19 protein-coding genes and 1 pseudogene are annotated in these 18,385 nt (G+C 43.7%); 18 read left to right on the top strand and 2 right to left on the bottom strand.

All coding sequences use genetic code 11. From position 1 onward, the window contains the following. The 5 genes from A3762_RS00940 to A3762_RS00960 all read left to right on the top strand — a co-directional run. Positions 1–433 (top strand): prolyl oligopeptidase family serine peptidase (locus A3762_RS00940; RefSeq protein WP_156493104.1); only part of this gene is annotated, 433 nt, incomplete at its 5' end. Positions 434–557: 124 nt separating this feature from the next. Continuing rightward, complete coding sequence (locus A3762_RS00945; RefSeq protein ID WP_068753682.1) at positions 558–2,900, top strand: molybdopterin-dependent oxidoreductase; 2,343 nt, start codon at positions 558–560, stop codon at positions 2,898–2,900. A gap of 29 nt (positions 2,901–2,929) precedes the next feature. Then, on the top strand, positions 2,930–3,175 hold the full coding sequence (locus A3762_RS00950) for a YheU family protein (RefSeq protein ID WP_068473505.1): 246 nt from the start codon (positions 2,930–2,932) through the stop codon (positions 3,173–3,175). 3 nt (positions 3,176–3,178) lie between these two features. Beyond that, positions 3,179–4,924, top strand: a complete 1,746-nt coding sequence (locus tag A3762_RS00955) for an SWIM zinc finger domain-containing protein (protein ID WP_068753683.1) — start codon at positions 3,179–3,181, stop codon at positions 4,922–4,924. Positions 4,925–5,007: 83 nt separating this feature from the next. After that, a complete protein-coding gene (locus tag A3762_RS00960) occupies positions 5,008–5,367 on the top strand; it encodes a hypothetical protein (RefSeq protein ID WP_068473511.1) in 360 nt (119 codons plus the stop codon). 456 nt (positions 5,368–5,823) lie between these two features. Here A3762_RS00960 and A3762_RS00965 read toward each other — a convergent pair whose 3' ends face one another. After that, a complete protein-coding gene (locus A3762_RS00965) occupies positions 5,824–6,159 on the bottom strand; it encodes a hypothetical protein (RefSeq protein ID WP_068753684.1) in 336 nt (111 codons plus the stop codon). A gap of 207 nt (positions 6,160–6,366) precedes the next feature. Here A3762_RS00965 and rapA point away from each other — a divergent pair, with 207 nt between their 5' ends. The 3 genes and pseudogenes from rapA (at position 6,367) to A3762_RS00980 (ending at position 9,887) form a co-directional block, all read left to right on the top strand. Beyond that, positions 6,367–9,147: an RNA polymerase-associated protein RapA gene (rapA, locus tag A3762_RS00970; protein WP_068753686.1), complete on the top strand. Its 2,781-nt coding sequence runs from the start codon at positions 6,367–6,369 to the stop codon at positions 9,145–9,147. 21 nt (positions 9,148–9,168) lie between these two features. Then, positions 9,169–9,588: pseudogene (gene msrB / locus A3762_RS00975) on the top strand (peptide-methionine (R)-S-oxide reductase MsrB); the annotation flags it as partial. Between the two features lie 89 nt (positions 9,589–9,677). Continuing rightward, positions 9,678–9,887, top strand: coding sequence for a DUF3820 family protein (locus tag A3762_RS00980; protein ID WP_068473527.1), 210 nt, complete (start codon positions 9,678–9,680; stop codon positions 9,885–9,887). Positions 9,888–9,928: 41 nt separating this feature from the next. Here A3762_RS00980 and A3762_RS00985 read toward each other — a convergent pair whose 3' ends face one another. Continuing rightward, entirely contained in the window at positions 9,929–10,243 is a 315-nt protein-coding gene (locus tag A3762_RS00985; protein WP_197468911.1) for a DUF1244 domain-containing protein, read from the bottom strand. A 100-nt stretch (positions 10,244–10,343) separates the two neighbouring features. On the opposite strand from A3762_RS00985, the gene radC reads away from it, so the two are divergent. The 10 genes from radC to A3762_RS01030 all read left to right on the top strand — a co-directional run bounded on the left by radC (position 10,344) and on the right by A3762_RS01030 (position 17,699). Continuing rightward, positions 10,344–11,018, top strand: a complete 675-nt coding sequence (gene radC, locus A3762_RS00990) for a DNA repair protein RadC (protein WP_068473587.1) — start codon at positions 10,344–10,346, stop codon at positions 11,016–11,018. A gap of 575 nt (positions 11,019–11,593) precedes the next feature. Beyond that, positions 11,594–12,028, top strand: a complete 435-nt coding sequence (locus A3762_RS00995) for a hypothetical protein (RefSeq protein WP_068753690.1) — start codon at positions 11,594–11,596, stop codon at positions 12,026–12,028. Between the two features lie 107 nt (positions 12,029–12,135). Continuing rightward, positions 12,136–12,426 carry a hypothetical protein gene (locus A3762_RS01000; protein ID WP_068753692.1) on the top strand — a complete coding sequence of 97 codons (291 nt, stop codon included), beginning with the start codon at positions 12,136–12,138 and terminating at the stop codon, positions 12,424–12,426. A gap of 91 nt (positions 12,427–12,517) precedes the next feature. Next, on the top strand, positions 12,518–12,928 hold the full coding sequence (locus A3762_RS01005) for a hypothetical protein (RefSeq protein ID WP_068753636.1): 411 nt from the start codon (positions 12,518–12,520) through the stop codon (positions 12,926–12,928). Between the two features lie 84 nt (positions 12,929–13,012). Further along, positions 13,013–13,381, top strand: a complete 369-nt coding sequence (locus A3762_RS01010) for an SMI1/KNR4 family protein (RefSeq protein WP_068753634.1) — start codon at positions 13,013–13,015, stop codon at positions 13,379–13,381. Between the two features lie 100 nt (positions 13,382–13,481). Continuing rightward, entirely contained in the window at positions 13,482–13,781 is a 300-nt protein-coding gene (locus A3762_RS01015) for a hypothetical protein (RefSeq protein ID WP_068753694.1), read from the top strand. Positions 13,782–14,265: 484 nt separating this feature from the next. Further along, a complete protein-coding gene (locus A3762_RS01020) occupies positions 14,266–14,976 on the top strand; it encodes a PEP-CTERM sorting domain-containing protein (protein ID WP_068753696.1) in 711 nt (236 codons plus the stop codon). Positions 14,977–15,644: 668 nt separating this feature from the next. After that, positions 15,645–15,986, top strand: a complete 342-nt coding sequence (locus A3762_RS26795; protein ID WP_197468912.1) for a response regulator — start codon at positions 15,645–15,647, stop codon at positions 15,984–15,986. Positions 15,987–16,109: 123 nt separating this feature from the next. After that, positions 16,110–16,223 (top strand): LuxR C-terminal-related transcriptional regulator, encoded by a 114-nt coding sequence (locus A3762_RS28735; RefSeq protein WP_197468914.1) that lies wholly within the window; start codon positions 16,110–16,112, stop codon positions 16,221–16,223. 171 nt (positions 16,224–16,394) lie between these two features. Next, positions 16,395–17,699, top strand: a complete 1,305-nt coding sequence (locus tag A3762_RS01030) for an NAD(P)/FAD-dependent oxidoreductase (protein WP_068473591.1) — start codon at positions 16,395–16,397, stop codon at positions 17,697–17,699. The last annotated feature ends 686 nt before the right edge of the window (positions 17,700–18,385 follow it).

Here is an 18,385-nt window from a genome sequence, read left to right on the forward strand (position 1 = left end):
TGAAAGCTTGAAGGACAAAGATTTACGCGTTCAAGGCTGTGTGCCGTTTTACGGCATCTATGATTTGCTAGATGAAAAGAAGCTTCAGAAAAGCGTTGGTTTAGAAATTGTGATGCGCAAAAGCATCGTAAAGCAGCGTAAGGAAGAGGCGCCTGACCTTTATCGGATTATGTCTCCTATCAATCATATTTCAAAACATGCGCCGCCTTTTTTGATCATCCATGGAAATAAAGACACGCTCACTTCGTTTGATGAAGCGCGCTACTTTTCAAACAAGCTAAGAAGTGTGTCTGGGCAGCAGGTGAGCTTTGCCGCTATCGATGGCGCGCAACATGCATTTGATATTTTTCCATCCTTGCGCTGCGATATTGTCGTTGCGGGGATATCGGCAGAACTAAAGCAATGGCACGAGAGTTACCAAAAAACACTTTAGCGATAGCGGTTTAACTGACGGAGTTGGACAAATCTTTCAACTCAAGAATATAATCAGCTAGCGGTAACTCAATATAAAAATATCTGAACCACTCCACTCGGGCAGACTTCCGAAGGTTAGCGTGATGACTAATACAGAATCTTTGAAGCACTTTCGTACGTGCAATTTATGTGAAGCAATGTGCGGTGTTGTAATAGAACACGATCAAACTCAAGTGTTGTCGATTAAAGGGGATAAGGATGACCCATTCAGTAAAGGTCATATATGCCCTAAGGCTCTTGCGCTAAAAGACTATCATGAAGATCCCGATCGTTTGCGCACGCCAATGCTTAAAACAGAGCAGGGCTGGAAGCAGATTAGCTGGGGAAAAGCATTTGATATCGCGGCTAAGCGCTTAGGCGACATTCAAAAGCAATATGGGCAAGACGCGGTCGGTTTGTATCTCGGTAATCCGAATGTTCATCACCACGGCAATGTTCTATTCCTGATGAATTTATATCGTGCTTTAGGGACCAAGAATCGTTTTTCTGCGACCTCTAATGATCAACTCCCCCATATGCGCGCTAATTATGAGATGTTCGGTCATCAGGGTTTATTCCCAGTTCCAGACATTGATCATACCGATTTATTCATTTTGCTTGGTAGTAACCCAGCAGCATCGAACGGGAGTTTGATGTCGGCGCCAGATTATCTAGGCCGTTTAAAGGGGATAAGAAAACGCGGTGGCGAAGTAATTTTGATCGACCCCAAACGCAGCGAAACTGCCAAGGTTGTTGATACGCACTTGTTCATCAAGCCAGGCACAGATGCGTATATGTTGCTAGGCATGATTCATACCTTATTTGATGAAGGCTTAGTCGATATCGGTCGGTTACAAGGCATTATTGAAGGTGTGGCAGACGTTCAGTTAATGAGCTCTGATTTTTCTCCCGAGTCTGTCGCAGATGTGTGTGGTATTAAGGCCGAATACATCCGAGAGCTCGCTCGTAAATTAGCAGAGACGCCGCGAGCAGCGATATTTGGTCGCATGGGCACATCAACGCAAGAGTTCGGTGGCTTGGCGACTTGGTTCATTTATGTCTTGAACATACTGACTAATCATCTGGATGAGCGCGGTGGCTTAATGTTTACAAAGCCTGCTGCGGACCTTGTCGAAATTAGCAGCTATCTTGGTGAGCAAGGTAGCTCAGGTCGTTTTAAAACGGTTACCGGTTTGCCTGAGTTTAGTGGTGAGCTACCGTCGAGTGCTATCGCTGATCAAATCGAAACAAAGGGTGAGCAACAAATTCGTGCGATGATCACGATTGCGGGTAACCCAGTTATTTCTAGCCCTAATTCAAATCGTCTAGAGAAAGCCTTTAATTCTTTAGATTTTATGCTGTGCGTCGATAGTCATTTGAATGAAACAACGAAGCACGCAGACCTTATTCTTCCGGGCACGAGTCAGTTAGAGCAGTCGCATTATGATGTAGCTTTAAATATGTTGGCTGTGCGTAATGTTGCGAAATATTCTCCTGCCTTATTTAACGCACCAAAGAACAGTAAGCATGACTGGCAAATTATGCATGAGCTTACGCACAGGCTCTCTGCTGGTGGTAGCTTAGTGAATGGCGTGAAAGAACTTGCACGTTATCGCACGCTGAAACAAATGGGGCCAGATGGAGTATTGGATGTTTTGCTTCGTATAGGGCCTTATGGAACTCAGCTACCGGGCACTTCGTCGATCGGTGCATTTTTGATTGATACGATTCAAGATATTTTCTCTCCATCGCATCCTTTAAGAAAAGCGCTTGATAACGGCCCGTATGGTTCCCAAAACCGAGGTCTGAGCAAAGGCTTATGTATTGCCTCGCTGAAGAATTATCCACACGGTGTTGATCTTGGTTCGTTACAGTCTGCTTTGCCAGATCGTCTGTTTACTAAACACAAGCATATCCAACTAGTGCCAAAAAGTTATATGACAGATATGCCTCGCTTACGTAAGCGCTTGCAGGAACTAAGTAATACCAAAGAGCCGGTCATGCTTTTGATAGGTCGTCGAGATGTACGTTCTAATAATTCGTGGATGCATAACACGCCGCGTTTAGTGAAAGGAAAAAACCGTTGTACAGCACAGATCAATACAGCAGATGCTAAACGTTTGAAGCTCAAACATGGTGAATTAGTTAAAGTCTCTTCTGACTATGGTGCGGTCACTATTCCTTGTGAAGTCACAGACGACATTATGACGGGCGTTATGAGTATTCCTCACGGTTGGGGGCACGATCATGAAGGGACGCGACTTTCTGTGGCAAGTCAGAAGCCAGGGGTGAACCTTAATGTCCTTATTTCTGATCAGTTCGTCGATAAGTTAACGGGTACTTCAGCTCTAAATGGTATGCCTGTGCGTGTTGAAGCGATTGCTTCAACTGCTACAAAAAAGCGACGAAAAACCACTACCAAGAAAACAACGAAAGCGGTAAGTTAAAGCATTAAGTTTACTGTAGAGTTGTATATATGGTGATTCCCCGTAAGGACGTAAGCGAAGAAGCGCTTGAAGGTTTGTTAAAAGAATACTGTCTTCGCGCTTGGGGTCTAAATGACGTGGAATCGCCGATCGAAGATCGCATTTATAGCGCACGTGCTGCGCTTGATAACGGCGATCTTGTTTTGTGGTATAGCGAGTACGAAGAGAGTGCTTATTTATTGGCCACAAAAGACCTTCCTGAACAGCCAAAGGCTGATGCCTCTTACGACGTGTAAGTCATGTCTAAATTTCTTGTAGGTGAAGAAGAATTATTCAAGCGCGCTGGGAAAGATCGTTTTCAGCGGGGTAAGAATGCGTACACCCCTGATTTAGTGCAAGACTATCAGCGAGATGGCCTAGCGGTAACAGCCAAAGTTGAAGACTACACTGTCACACTGAATTATGCGGGCAGTATTGTGGACGGGCACTGTACTTGCCCAGATTCCGATGGGTTCGATTTTTGTCAGCACTGTGTTTCTGCAGTATTACACGGTAACCGTCTTGAGCAACAAGTACTCTCCCTTTCCAAAGGTCCCGAAAAATCTCGCATATTTGCGTATTTGATTGGTCTCGAGAAACAAACACTGGCGAAGCACTTTTTAGAGCTATTAGAAAGTGATTCTGAACAATTTGAGCGTTACTTGTTAAAGGCGAGTTTGGCCGGGCAAGAAGTTGATTTTGTTGCTCTCAAAGCGCGCGTTACTGAAACAACACGTATCGATGACAAACGTAATTTGTTTAGTCAGCGTCAAGTGAAGGCATTCTTCGCGCGTATTGAACAACTCTTTGGGGAGTTTGAAGCGGCAAGCTTTGAGAGCAAGCCTCGAGAAGGACTCAAACTTGTAGAATATTCATTAGCGCGACTTAATAAACTGCTACTTCAAATTGACGATAAGTGGGGCACATACCGCTCTTCGGCTCAGGCACTCAGCAGTTTGTACACGCGTCTGTTCGCCTTACAACAAGGCCGAGCGATTACCTTGATAAAGCGTTTCGAGAAAATATATTTTCTCGACCAATTTAATCTGATCGCTCACGAGCCTGCGCATATTTTGAGGGAGATTGAAGGTGGTCTCGATTTATTTCATAAACGGCTTGCGCAAGCATGGTTAAGCCAGCAGCTTGCTGAACAAAAAATTCCCGAGACAGAGAAAGTACGAGCGGCTCTCTCCGAGATAAAAGAATATTGGCAATGGCGTAAAGTAGCTGAGCAGCTCATTCAGCTTCCAAAGCCTCGTTATGTTCAAGATGCTTACGCTTGGCAACGGTCTTTACACGAGTTTCTAGCGCAGAGCCCAATGGCTTGGTTGGAATGGGCTGAAAAGGCCGAGCAATTTGGCTCACAGCACGTTGCCACGGCTTTGGATAAAGCCTTGGTCCAATTTCCAAACAATGATCTTCTGGCCCGACGTGCAATTCAAACAGCAGTCCAAAACGAAGACGATAGTACTTTGTCCCGTTTAGCCGTCTCTCAAGCTTGTACTTTTGTGGATATGTTGTCTGAAGGTGCGTTGGAAGCATTGCAGACGATTGATGCAACTCTTTACCTTATGATTTATCGTCAGATTGATCAGATTAATCCGCACGATGATCCTGAAGAACGTCAGTATCGAGCACTAAGTAAATTAAGCGCTTTCATGCAAGAGTATTACGTAAAAGAGTTAGTTGGTTTTTTAGCGCAAGATGAACGCTTATTGTTGGATCAACGTTTGCGATTACTAAAGCTCATTGATGCGAATGGCGATCATGTCGAAGCGAAAAAAATTCGTGAGAACATGGTGCCATTTCTTCTTAATAAACAACAAAATCGTAGTGACGATATTGCAGCTGAGCAGCTTGTTTTGCTGCGGGAAAACTACAAAGCGCTCAAATTGCCTCAATCGGCGTTTGATCTGTTTATGTCATCGATTAATAACTTAATTGTGGTGCGCAATAATTTTGCATCCTTGGTGGATAAGTACCAGGTCAGCTTGGCGCAGAAATAAGGCGTGACAAGCAACCCATCTAATCGCCATAATCTCCTCCGTTCAGCCCGTAGCGGCTCAATCCTTTTAGTACAGGAATTCTCATGTCTGAAGAACTAGAAATGAATATGGATGTCGCGAATCTTTATCGCGAAGAAATTTATACAGATCAGAAGATCGGCACCATTCGTGTTATGACGCCTGTGACGGCAAGTGGTGAACGTGACGATGCGCGCGCAGTGCAATATGTCGGACAAGCGCAAATGATGACTCCAGCTGGTGCTCTGCCACTCACGTTTGAGTTAGCGGTTGATAATTTAGCAGACGCAGTTGCAGGTTTTGGTGATGGCGCTAAGCAGGCGATGGAAGATACGATGCGTGAATTACAAGAAATGCGTCGACAACAAGCGTCTCAGATTGTTGTTCCAGGTCAAGACGGCGGCCCTCAAATTCAAATGCCTTAAGGGCCTTGAATTCAAGCCTCGACCTATCCACAAGGTCGAGGCTGATCGTGTATATTTCTCTATTGTTTCTTGAATAAAACCAGACTCGTGAAGTTTTTGGTAAACGCGCTTTAATTTGTTAACGCGACTCTGCGGCATGTTTTGATTCACTTTCAGTTCGATCGCATAAGGAGGCTCAATATCGTCAATATAAGTGAGCGTTGTGCACTTTTGATCTGGCTGCTGACTAACGTGGTAGCTCAGTCGTAAATCCATTTCTATAAAACCATCTACGCGCTCTAAGTCGACTAACTCAAGCCCTTGTTCGTAGCTCTTTACTTCGGTGAGCTCTAAGGAAAACTCCGAAGCATGTTTATTTAATCCCGGATATCGAAAATCTTTAATGATGGTGATCTCGTATGCTTCAAGTTCTTCAAAGTCTCGAAATGCACAGCAATGTAAAATCGAATGATGGACTTATGTGACTGCTGGCTCAAAGGCAATTCCGTTTGGTAGTGAATCCCAAGAAGGGCTGTCATAGGCGATCCAATTAACATTACTCTCTCCTTTTAACAGCCGTTCGATTCTTGGGCTTGGTGCGACAGTAATTTTGAGATCTAGTTCGGCGAGTCGTGCGATTTCAGTGACAATGTCGGTGATGATGCCGCTATGGATGTTTTTTTCATCGACAATCTGTAAAGGTGCGGCGATATTTTCCACAACAAAGTAGTGAAGATCATGGGCATATGCCGTTGCTGATAACGACAGCATCCATAGTCCAATAAGGCGTTTGATGCGGGGAAGATATTCCATCGGTATTTACCTACTTTTCAACAAATATATTGTTAGCACACTAGCGCCTCAACATACAACGACTACACTTCAGCTTGACTTAAAATTAGCAAAGATTGTCCGATTTAAAGTATTCATTGCAGGGTGCTTGAGTGGATGGCCAAGAGTGCTAGAATGCGCGCCGCTTAAGATGCATCGCGCATCATGTTTTTATGCTAGGGGTAAAGAATGACGTATAAAGTTGGCCAGCGGTGGGTTAGCCAAACCGAACCGAAATTAGGTTTAGGAATGATCTCTGAAATCGAAGGACGGAGAATCCTGATCACCTTTCCTGCGGCCGATGAAATTCGTACTTATGCGACAGATCAAGCGCCTATTTCTCGCGTGATTTACAAAGTGGGAGATGAAGTTCGTGATCATGATGATCAACTCTATGTGATCAAAGATGTAGAGCTAATTGATGATCTTGTTTTTTATCATGTTTCCAGTGATGCTTCGACAAAGCAGTGTATTAGTGAAGTTGAGCTCAATTGTTTTATCCAGTTTACGAATCCATTGCAACGATTAACCAATGGGCACTTCGATCGTAATCGCGCATTTCGTTTGCGTTATGAAACCTTGCAACATAATCATGCCCTTCAACTGAGTGGCGTTAAAGGCTTGCTTGGTTCACGCACGAGCTTGCTTTCTCATCAGGTGTACATTGCAAAAAATGTCGCACAACGTTTTGCACCACGTGTCTTGTTAGCAGATGAGGTTGGCCTCGGTAAAACCATTGAGGCTGGCATGATTATTCATACCCAACTACAACGCGGTTTAAGTTCTCGCGTATTGATTTGTGTGCCATCGACACTGATTCATCAGTGGCTTGTTGAAATGCTGCGCCGATTTAATCTGCGTTTTTCTATTTTTGATCGTGCTCGTTGTGATGCGTTGATTGAAGAGGGCGTCGAGAATCCTTTTGAAGAAGAGCAACTAGTGTTATGCGATATTGCAACACTTAGCCAAGATCCTGCTCTTTCCGCGCTCGCTAGCGAAGCTGATTGGGATTTGTTTGTCGTCGATGAGGCACATCATCTTGAATGGAGTGCCGAGAAAGCGAGTGATGAATACTTGTGTGTTGAAGAGCTATCGAAGATTAGTCGAGGCGTCTTACTTCTGACTGCGACACCTGAACAAGCAGGTTTGGAAAGTCACTTTGCACGCTTACGTTTGCTTGATCCTGATCGTTTCCATGACCTTGAAGCCTTCAAGGAGCAAGAAAAGCATTACGGCGAAATTTCGGAGTTAGTAAAACAGCTACAAAGCCAAGCCGATGACGCGCCGGTTGATGCCCGCCTTAAATCAGACCTGAGTTGTTTGATTGCCTCGTCTGAAGATTTTGATTGGTCTTTGCCCGCTGAAGAACTTGTTCCGCAACTTATTAATGAATTGCTTGATCTACATGGTACGGGGCGAGTGCTGTTTCGTAATACGCGTGATGCGATTGAAGGCTTTCCTCAGCGTATTGTGCAGCCCTATGAGCTTGTTGCGGCATATGAGCCTGACTCCGATTCGGTCGCTAATGATCCAGAAGTAAAATGGCTATGTGAGTTTCTCGAAGCGAATCGCGATGAGAAAGTTCTTGTGATCTGTTCGAATGCGAATCGCGCCTTGATGGTTGAAGATTATTTGCGCTTACGACAAGGTTTTAGAACTTCTGCATTTTATGAGGGCTTGAGCATTATCGAGCGAGATCGTGCCGCGGCGTACTTTGCAGACAAAGAAGAAGGCGCTCAAGCGCTAATCTGTTCTGAGATCGGTAGTGAAGGGCGTAACTTCCAATTCGCGAGCAATCTGGTCTTGCTTGATTTGCCCGAGAACCCAGATTTGCTCGAACAGAGAATTGGCCGACTCGATCGAATTGGTCAGGTTCGTGATGTACAGATTCATGTGCCGTACTTGTATGGAAGTCAGCGCGCAGCTTGGTTTAACTGGTACCACAAGGGTCTAAATGCATTTGAAACGAGTTGTCCGGCGGGGTATGCCATTCAGCAGAAGTTCCAAGAAAGCCTTGATCAGTATTTGTCTTTATCCGACCTCACATCAACTGAAGCCACTGGCATCATTGAAAAGGTCGCTGCTTATCGAGAAGAGATCATGCGTGAGCTTCAGATGGGCAGGAACGTATTGCTAGAGCTCAATTCATGTCGCCCGAAAGAAGCTGAAGCCTTGATTGAGAGGCTTGAGGAAGAAGAGCGTAGCCAAGATTTAGCCGCGTACATGCAGCGCGTATATGACTTGTATGGTGTTGAACAAGAGCATCAGTCAGATGGTTCAGTTGTATTGCATCCCGGCGAGCATATGCTGACAGCAGAGTTTCCTCGATTAACCGATGAAGGAATGACGCTTACGTATCAACGAGAGAAAGCATTGTCTCGCGAAGATATGGAATTTGTTACATGGGAGCATCCTATGGTCACTGAATTAATGGATCAGCTAGTGAGCGGCGAACTTGGCAATGCCGCTTTGGCGAAAATTTCCGTGAAAGGTATTCCTCCAGGCACCTTATTTTTAGAGTCTATTTTTACCGTGAACAGCATGGCGCCGAATGAGTTACAGCTAGATAAATATTTGCCGATGTCTCCACAACGTTTTGTCGTTAATGGCGATGGGCGAGATTTGTCGCAAGTGCTGCCGTATGAAAAGCTTAACGAGCTCAGCAGTGGTATAAAACGTACCTTGGCGCTGCAAATCATTAAAGAAATCCGCTCTGAATTTGCTGGTTTATTGGCGCATGCGCAGAAACTTGCTGAGCAAACTCTGCCGAGTTTCAAAGACATCGCGCGTGAGCAATTAAGTACCGACATGGATGCTGAAATTCATCGTATGACCAGTTTACAGCAAAAGAATCCAATGATTCGCGAAGCAGAAATTGAATTTGTTCGTAAGCAAAAAGAAGAGGGTTTATCCTATATTGATAAGACAGGTCTGGAGCTTCAGGCCATGCGTATCATCATCAACACGTAGGAGGTGAACAACATGACAGATCAAAAATCAAAACCAGAATTGACCGAACTTCAGCACCATGTCACCCAATGTGGTGGTACCGAGCGTGCTTTTGATAACGAATACTGGGACCACAAGGAAGAGGGTATTTATGTCGATGTTGTGTCTGGAGAACCCTTGTTTAGCTCCACGACTAAATATGATTCTGGATCTGGTTGGCCTGCGTTTACCAAGCCTATTCACATGGAACAGATTGTCGAGAAAGAAGATCGTCAAATGTTCATGGTGCGCACAGAAGTGCGCAGTAAAGATGCCGATTCACACCTAGGCCATGTGTTTAATGATGGCCCCGTTGAAGAAGGCGGTATGCGTTACTGTATTAATTCGGCGGCCATGCGTTTCGTGCCAAAGGCAGAGATGGAAGAACAAGGATACGCTGAGCTATTAAGTCTCTTCGATTGAAAGCTATTGCGATCGATACTCTGGGTCAGACTAAAAGCGCTCAGCCCCCAGCGTTAAACCTCAAATATTTCTCATAAACTATAAGAAAAATGAACCAAGAATACTTAGGCGAAATTGCTAATATGCGCATGCCGTTTGGCAAATACAGTGGTCGTCGCTTAATAGATCTACCTGAAGAATACCTACTCTGGTTTCGTAAAAAAGGCTTCCCTAATGGCAAGCTTGGAACTCTGCTAGAAATGACGCTCGAGATTAAAATTGAGGGTTTAGAGAAACTGCTAGAGCCATTAAAGAAATAGCCTTATGGCTCTATGTTGTGCGTGCTTTATTTGTAGCGCCCTTACTTTTTCTTAGCCGCTTGCTTCGCTTCAAACGCTTCCATTTGTTCTGGTGTCGCTGGAAGCTGGTGTTTGTCTTTCCACTCTGAGTAAGGCATACCGTAAACGAACTCTCGAGCCGCGTCATAATCCACTTCAACACCTTTCTCGGCGGCCGCTGCTGCGTACCATTTTGATAGGCAGTTTCGGCAGAAGTCGGCCAAGATCATCAGGTCAATGTTTTGTACTTCTTTATGGTCATCTAAGTGTTTTAAGAAACGACGAAATACAGCGGCTTCTAGTTCGGTTTGTGTTTGTGAATCGATATTTGAAGACATAGGAATTCCTTATGAAATGAACTTGAGAAGTGTTGCTACTTGCGGCACGCTTGTCAATGTCGCTCAAGGATGGAGCGAGTTATTTAACAAGGAATTAGACATGAGCATATCAACTTGGCCAGAGTCCGAACGGCCGCGCGAAAAACTCCTCTCAAAAGGTCCTCAAACATTAAGTGACGCTGAGTTGCTTGCGATCTTTTTACGTACAGGCATCAAAGGGCGTTCAGCGATTGAATTAGCACGAGATTTACTCGCTCATTTTGGTGGGTTGAAGCCACTGCTTCGCGCTAGTGAACAAGAATTCTGTTCTTACAAAGGCATGGGCTTAGCAAAGTACGCGCAGTTACATGCAAGTTTAGAAGTAAGTAAGCGCGTACTAAAAGATGAGTTAAGGGAGAGTGATGTTATCACTAGCCCTGATGTGTGCAAACGTTATGTGCAGCATGCCTTGGCAAATCGTCAACATGAAACCTTCGCTGTTCTGTATCTTAATAATCAGCATGCAATTCTGGATATGGAAGAGCTGTTTCAGGGTACGATTGATGCTGCATCCGTATATCCGCGTGAAGTAGTTCGCCATGTACTTAACAAAGGTGCTGCAGCCGTCATTCTTTGTCATAACCATCCCTCTGGATCGACGCAAGCAAGCCAAGCTGACATCCAGATTACACGACGATTGCAGTCGGCATTGGAGTTGATCGATGTGCGGGTGCTGGATCATTTAATCGTCGCAGGTAGTCATGTGGTCAGTTTTACCGAACAGGGCTTGATGTAGACCTTGGTCCAATGCTAGACCAAGGTCTAATAGTTGTTTTGCGTAGTATTGCCAAAAATTCGCTCGGGAAAAATTATGTTCTTGAGTTGTAAAATCCTTACTTATAAAGATTAATTAAACCAATATTTTATTGGTTGGTACTGTAAATCAGCTTAAAGAGGATTGCAGACGTCGAGATTTGAGCGGCGGTTGCTTCCGCTGTTAGACAGAAGCGGCTGTTAGTGCTTCTCGGTTCACCATGCCCGCTTCGAAGAAGATTGCAGACCTTAACGCTTTGACCCCCACCTGCTTCGAGAGGTCGAGTTGTGTCGGTTCAAATTATATCTACAGGTCGCCTGTGATAACCGCACGAGGGGCGGGTATCACTGCTTATTCTTATAAAGCTCTGATTTTAAAGGGGTAATGAATTAGCAAATGCGTATTCAATACGCATTTGCTAAAGAGTGTGCGCAACTTGAAAAAAAGGAAGTCTCATAAGTCTATGATTATTAATGAATTGATCGTTCCGAAGGTGTTAACCTAATTGAAAAGTGATACCCGTATCGGGTACGTAGAATTAACTGTTAAGTGTAAATATGAACGGATACATTGAAGCAACACTAAAAGGAAAAATTTACTTTTACGGCCTAGTTTCTTTCGGTCTTCTATTTGCCTTAGTTGGTCAAAACCTCAACACAATTTTTCCTATCACTGGCACGCAAATAGAACAAATCATGGAGGCTGATCGTCGCTATGTGTATGTGTCGGTTGCTAATGCAATACTACTGTCTTTTCTTACGGTTCTAGCAATATACATCGCTATACAAACTAACAAACACAAGCAATATCCACCCCCAAATATGCATGTGCCTTTTAGGCATAAAGTAAAAGCCATTAATCATCCGTACAAAATTTGGTTATGCCTTGGGCTTTACATCTTTGGCTTCGTGCCTCAAATAGTTTTGGGGCTACATACTAGTTATGAGTCTCATCAGTTAAACTTGCAGCTGATTGAGGCAATAAATAATTAAACACTTAACAAGGCGCTCAATGCTCGGCCAAGGAAACCTCGGCCTGGACAGTCACTGCTTCGCAGTGCCTGCCCATTAGCTTGGCGTTATGAGTCTTAAGCTCAATAATGAATGAACATAGAGATAACAGTAATAGATTAACTTTCGACTTCGATAACATCGAGGGTGAAATGTATCGCAAAATTACTGATGAAGTTATATCAAACTTTAGTCTTGAGGTGGCCACTGAGAAAGTGGCTGGCTTCGATGAGGTATTTCAAGACTTTAAAAAAGGTAATGATGTAATCGGCCTAGAGTGGGACAACTGGTCGGGTTACAGCGTCGTAGCAAAAATAACTTCAGCAGAGTCCTTAGCTAAGGAAATAGCAGGTTACATCAATGCCAAATTCAACTCATAACAAGTTGCAGCACAACCGCACGCAAGCGTGCTCGGACTGCCAAACTGCTTCGCAGTTCGTCAGCCCGTGTGCAAGGCGTTATGTGTAAATCATGAATACAGAGCTTCGAAAAATAATTTCCGACTTCCAAGAAAAAGTCGAAGAAGCCAACGCGCTGCTGAAGAAGTATCTAAAAACTGAGGAGCCTCACAATTGGGGGCCGCCAATTGAGCAGGTCGGCATGCTTGGAGGCAAGCACAAATACTTCTTTCATGGGGTTGGTTGTAAGGTTCACATTGGCAAGAAGGATATAATTGACTTCAATTACGGTGCCAATGGGCGTATTGATGGCTTTGATGAGTGGAGGCTATGCGGCTTCATTAGTACCCGTAGAAAGAAATATCCCAACGTACAACGAAGTGACATTAAACAATGGTTGAGAGAAGCTATTGAGGCCAAAGAAATAAAGAAATCGGATTCGAGAGAATATGGAAATTTATACTATCTCGTGCAAAACACATAACAAGGCAATTAACTACGCGCCTGCGGCGCCGGACGCTCGTACCTCGCGCCGATTATTGCGGCGTTATGTTTCTTTGAGAGAGTCATGAATCAGGAAGAAATTAAATCTATAGAAGAAAGGACAGGCATTAAGCTTCCAGTGAACTATAAGCAAGTTCTGCTCAACTATCCTAACGACCTGCTTGGAACAGAAGCTGAAGATTTCGGTCTCCTAAACGATGCCGAAGTAATCATCGAAGAAAATAACGATGTCAGAAGTAATGGCTATTTTGGTGAGGCATGGCCTGATCGCTATTTTATAATTGGCCAAAATGGCTGTGGTGACTATTACGTTATAAATCACGAGAGCCAAGAGTTCTCAGTTGGGTTTGCGTGCCACAAAGAAATGGCTTGCAATCCATATGCGGCAAACTTGGAAGAGTTTATCAGCAAGTATTTAAATGAAATCGAATAAAAACATAACAAGTCAAAGCACGTTACCCCTGCTACGCAGGGGCGGACTGCCAACCGCTAGCGCGGTCGTCAGCCCGTGTTTGAGGCGTTAGGCGTCGAGAATGAATCGAGCAGAGGTTTACAGTAAATGGGGTCTTCCTAGCATCCAGATAGGAAGCGGGGTGTTGATAGCTAAAGAGTATGTAACCGATGCTCTAGAAATGATTTATGAAAATGGCTACTACTTTTTAGGATACGATGCTTTTACTGTTCATCCTGATGGTAAAAGGCAACCTCATGTCGGATTTAGCGCTTCTTTTAACAAAGGAAGTTTGCCGACGTTATCAGAGGCTAAGAGCTCATTAGCCCTAGATCCCAAGGAAATAACCCACTATGAGTTTGTTTTTGAGCCATCCGCCTAACAAGGCGCTGTTATCGCAACCTACGGTTGCTGGGACGGTCTACTGCGTAGCCCGCCCCAAAGCTTGGCGTTAATACGTACTAAGAATGAAAAGCGGACATTGGTTTTTCATTTGGACATAGACAGAAGCTGACCTTGGGGCTGCTCTGTTTATCATGCCCGCTTCAAGAGGCAAGCGGACGTTACGGTATTCGTGTTGAGAGGCTTTTATTGGTTATTAACTTAGTAAAGTTGTAAACAAGTATATCGTTTACCATCACTGCCGATTAATAATAAGCGCGTCTAAATCGCTTACTTTATAAAGGAGTACTCTTCTGTTCTGTGTATAACACTGCCCATATAAAAACTTGATCATTTCCCAATCCTGCATAGTTCATCACGTCGCTCCTACTGAATGAATGATAATCTCCTGCCCCCTAATAAAAACACCGGTGCCGATTCAGCACTGTACAAATAAACCATATGGAATTGATAAGGTAGTACACATGAAAACTCAAATCCGAAAAATACTTGCTGTTGCCGCACTATGCTTTAGTGCAACATCACAAGCGGGTCCTATCACTGACTACAGCTTAAGCGGAGATGTTGTATCAAACTCTGTAACAGGAAAGCAATGGCTCCAATGGACATCTACAGTAGGAATGAATGTCTCAGATGCGCTCACAACATATCAGCCTATGGGTTGGCGTGTAGCGAGTAACAAAGATGTAGCTGATCTGCTTAGCGATTTCTTTCCTACTGTCTCATGGAGTGATGACGAAGAAACTAGTAGTATTTATGGGCATTTCAACGGTGCTGTTTTTAATGATGGCATCGACTTCGTTAGAGTATTTGGTGATCTCTTTGGTTGGACTACTTACGAAGACAGTATTCAAACCGGTAACGGTGTGGATAAAACAGACGATTACACAGGCTTAAGCTTGACCTCCGCTCGTTTTGGACTTGACTCGAATGATAACGGTTTGGTTAACTTTCTAACCCTCAGCACTGAGTTTACTAACCACCTTGTTCCAGAAACTAACACAGAAACAGTTCAAAAGTTTAGAGATTTGTTAGACCCTAATCCGGCTTTTGGTACCGCGGGAATTGTATTGATTAGAGATAAGCAAGTGGCAGTTTCTGAGCCAGCTTCGTTGTCTCTATTGATGCTGGGGTTGGCGGGTTTAGTCTATACAAGGCGCAAAACATCCCTGTAAATAACCTATTGTCCTCCACCTTTATTTAGGTGGAGGACATTATTCTGTTTTGTATCACTCTCATAAGTACATCTAGGACTATAGCGTCACAAAGAATACTCCTCTATTTCCCGAGGGGTGTCCTGAAAAGTTCTGTTTTTCACTAGCGATGCTCGCAAGATATACAGTACTTTCCCTTAAAGCAAAACTTCTGCTTTTGTCTAGCAGCAGAAGTTTTAAGCGATGAAAGCATGACTTACTTTTCATTAATTTTGCTAGCGCTGAGTCTCGATTTAGTGCAGTTAATTCTCTTCTTGCAGCTTATAATGTTGATCCTTTAGTGCCCATATTTGAGTTCAATAATGCTTAGAAAAAACCAAGAATTCCTTACAATATTGAATTCTATTAAATTCAACAGCTTACAAAATGTAAGCCTTACAAAGGTTGCTTAAATTATGCGCCGTATAGTACGTAAAATTGGTGTGAGTGAATTCGATAATTAAGGCGACACCTTCACCTTAAACGCAGTGACTGTGGTCGATCCGCCAACTGAAGGGCGTTAAATTGTGCAGTAGGACACCCTCAAACCCTAGCCGTTCAAAACACGCCTGGACTATTCTTGAGTTTCAAGTGTGTGCGTTTTAAAGGAAGTGTTAATGTATTAAATTCATATTGCGGGATGATCATCCTTGTTTGGAAATGCTCTGTTAGGGTTATTGAATACGCACTTGCCTGATCTTTGCATTAGTGAATCTTCTGATCTTGATTGCACGCTTAAAGTGCTCGAACAAAACCCTGACAATGATTTGTTGTTGCTCGATTTACATATGTCAGGCAGTCAGGACTCATTTGGTCTGGTGACTGTACCCGAAAAATTCCCAACTGTGCCTTTAACGATCATTTCAGCACGAGAAAATGTTGAGACTATTAGCCGTTGTATTGCTCACGGCTCAATTGGCTTTATTCCAAAGTCCTGCTCTCCGAGTATGATTAAAGATGCCATTGACCATGTGATTGATGGTGAATCTTAGGTGTAGTCTTTTGTGCGCCAAAACTTACGTCGAATCGATAATGAAGAACGTGACTCAGCAACGCAGGCCGCTGTCTTGACGCCCCAGCAGTATCGTGTGCTTTGTTTCTTATGAGAAGGTTGGCTGAACAAACGGATAGCTTATGAAATTGGCGTGACAGAAGTTATGGTAAAAGCCCATATCACTGCTATTTTTAAGAAGTTGGGGGCTAATCGTACGCAGGCTGTGATTACTTGATCTAAGAAGTCACTTGATGATCCTGCGACGGAGGCTGTTTAATCCTCTGTTTTAACATGTTGTTTTTGAGACTAATTAGGGCAATTACCCTAATTAATGGCTTTTGTCTTTACATTTCAGAAACATACGTCAAAATCGCCAACCCTTTTTATTGTTAAAGAGAGTAAGGTTATGGACGATATGCATCACTTTGTTATTGTGGGTGGTGGCGCTGGCGGACTAGAGCTTGCGACAAAACTCGGCAATAAATTAGGCAAGAAGAACAAAGCTCGTATTACGCTCGTTGATGCGGCCTTAACGCATGTCTGGAAGCCTTTGTTGCACGAGGTTGCTGCCGGCTCTCTCAATTCAGATGCCGCGCAAGTCGATTTTCGTGTGCATGCGCAACAGCATTATTTTGAATTCCAGCCCGGACGCTTAACTGGACTCGACCGTTCCCAAAAAACGATTACCTTAGCGCCTATAAATAATCGCAAAGGTGAAGAGGTTGTTGCTGCGCGCCGTGTGCCATACGACACATTGGTGATTGCTGTGGGCAGTACGACGAATGATTTTGGAACCAAAGGTGCCGAAGAGCATTGCCAGTTTCTCGATAGCCAGCTACAAGCGCGCCGTTTTCATCAGAGTCTGTTAAATCGTTATTTGCAAGCAGAGCATGCGCCCGAAGGTGAGAGAGATATTCATGTTGCGATCATTGGTGGGGGCGCGACCGGCGTCGAGTTGGCAGCTGAATTACGCTATGCTTCGCAGCAACTAGAGTCTTATGGTCTGCATAACGTCAAAGAAAGCAATATTCATATCTCTTTGATCGAAGCTGGTGGTCGTATATTGCCAGCACTAAAAGAACGTTTATCTGCGGCGGCAACGCGGGAATTGAATAAGCTCAATATTGAAGTATTAACATCTCAACCGGTAACAGAAATTACCGACACTCAACTGACCTTTGCTGAGAGTGAGCCTCTAAACGCCGAAATCAAAGTGTGGGCGGCAGGTATTAAAGCCCCAGGGTTCTTAACAGAACTAGATGGCCTCGAAACGAATCGATTGAATCAATTGAAGGTTGACACCACATTGGCAACGACTTTGGATGATTGCGTATTTGCGTTTGGCGATTGTGCGGAATGTTGGAATGAGGGTAATGAACGGTCTGTGCCTCCTCGTGCACAAGCGGCACACCAACAGGCGAGTACGCTGTACAAGACGCTTGTTGCTCGACTAGATGGCGGTGCTGCACATCAGTTTGTCTACAAAGATCATGGTTCGCTTGTTTCTTTGAGCGATTATACTGCCGTAGGAAGTCTCATGGGGAACTTGAGCAAAGGCAGCATGATGGTCGAAGGAAAGCTTGCGCGCTTATTTTATGTGTCTTTATATCGCATGCATCAGCTTGCCTTGCACGGCTTCTTTAAGACCGGTTTGATTTGGCTAAATGATCGTTTGATGCGAGTGATTCATTCTAGAATGAAGCTGCACTAAGCAAACATAACATTGCAAAGATGTCCCTTATGGGGCCTTTTTTGGTGTATCAATACAAGTAACAGTGCTCGCATATTGTTTGCAACGCATTGTTGTTTTTTCTTGCGGCTTGTCGGTTTAAGGTAGAGTGCCTACCACCACTTTTATCTCATAGGGCAAGTCAAATCGACATGCCTCTCCAATATAAGATTACTAGCTCTGTTACGACTAAGGTAATAATAATTACCTATTTCGAGCATGATAAGTTCCAAGGTCAGTATTATATTAAGTTACGCCTCCTGGGCATAAAGTCGTTTCTCAATATGTTCGAATATAATCCGTGTTCATATATATTTGCGTCCGCAGTAAAGAGCGCCTGTGATTTGCGCGATTGATAATAACCTCGATGTTTTTTCAATATACTTACTCGATAAGAGAGTAATACAAAAATAGCAAATTTTGGTGCTAGTGCTACCTAGAACAAAGTCCGTCTTAGAGCGAGGATTTAATTCTTTCAAATGAGTTCCAATATGCCAGGATAAACTTTCCCATTAAAAAATTATTTACGATCACGATAGAAAACAATCATTTGTATTTTGGAGTGATTTTTTCTCGAGCTTGTGCGCTCAAAGAACTGTCGATTTATTTTACATTATTGGTTTTTATCCATAATAAAAATAATCATAAATTACTGATAAATATCAATA

It is taken from the genome of Oleiphilus sp. HI0125, assembly GCF_001635355.1.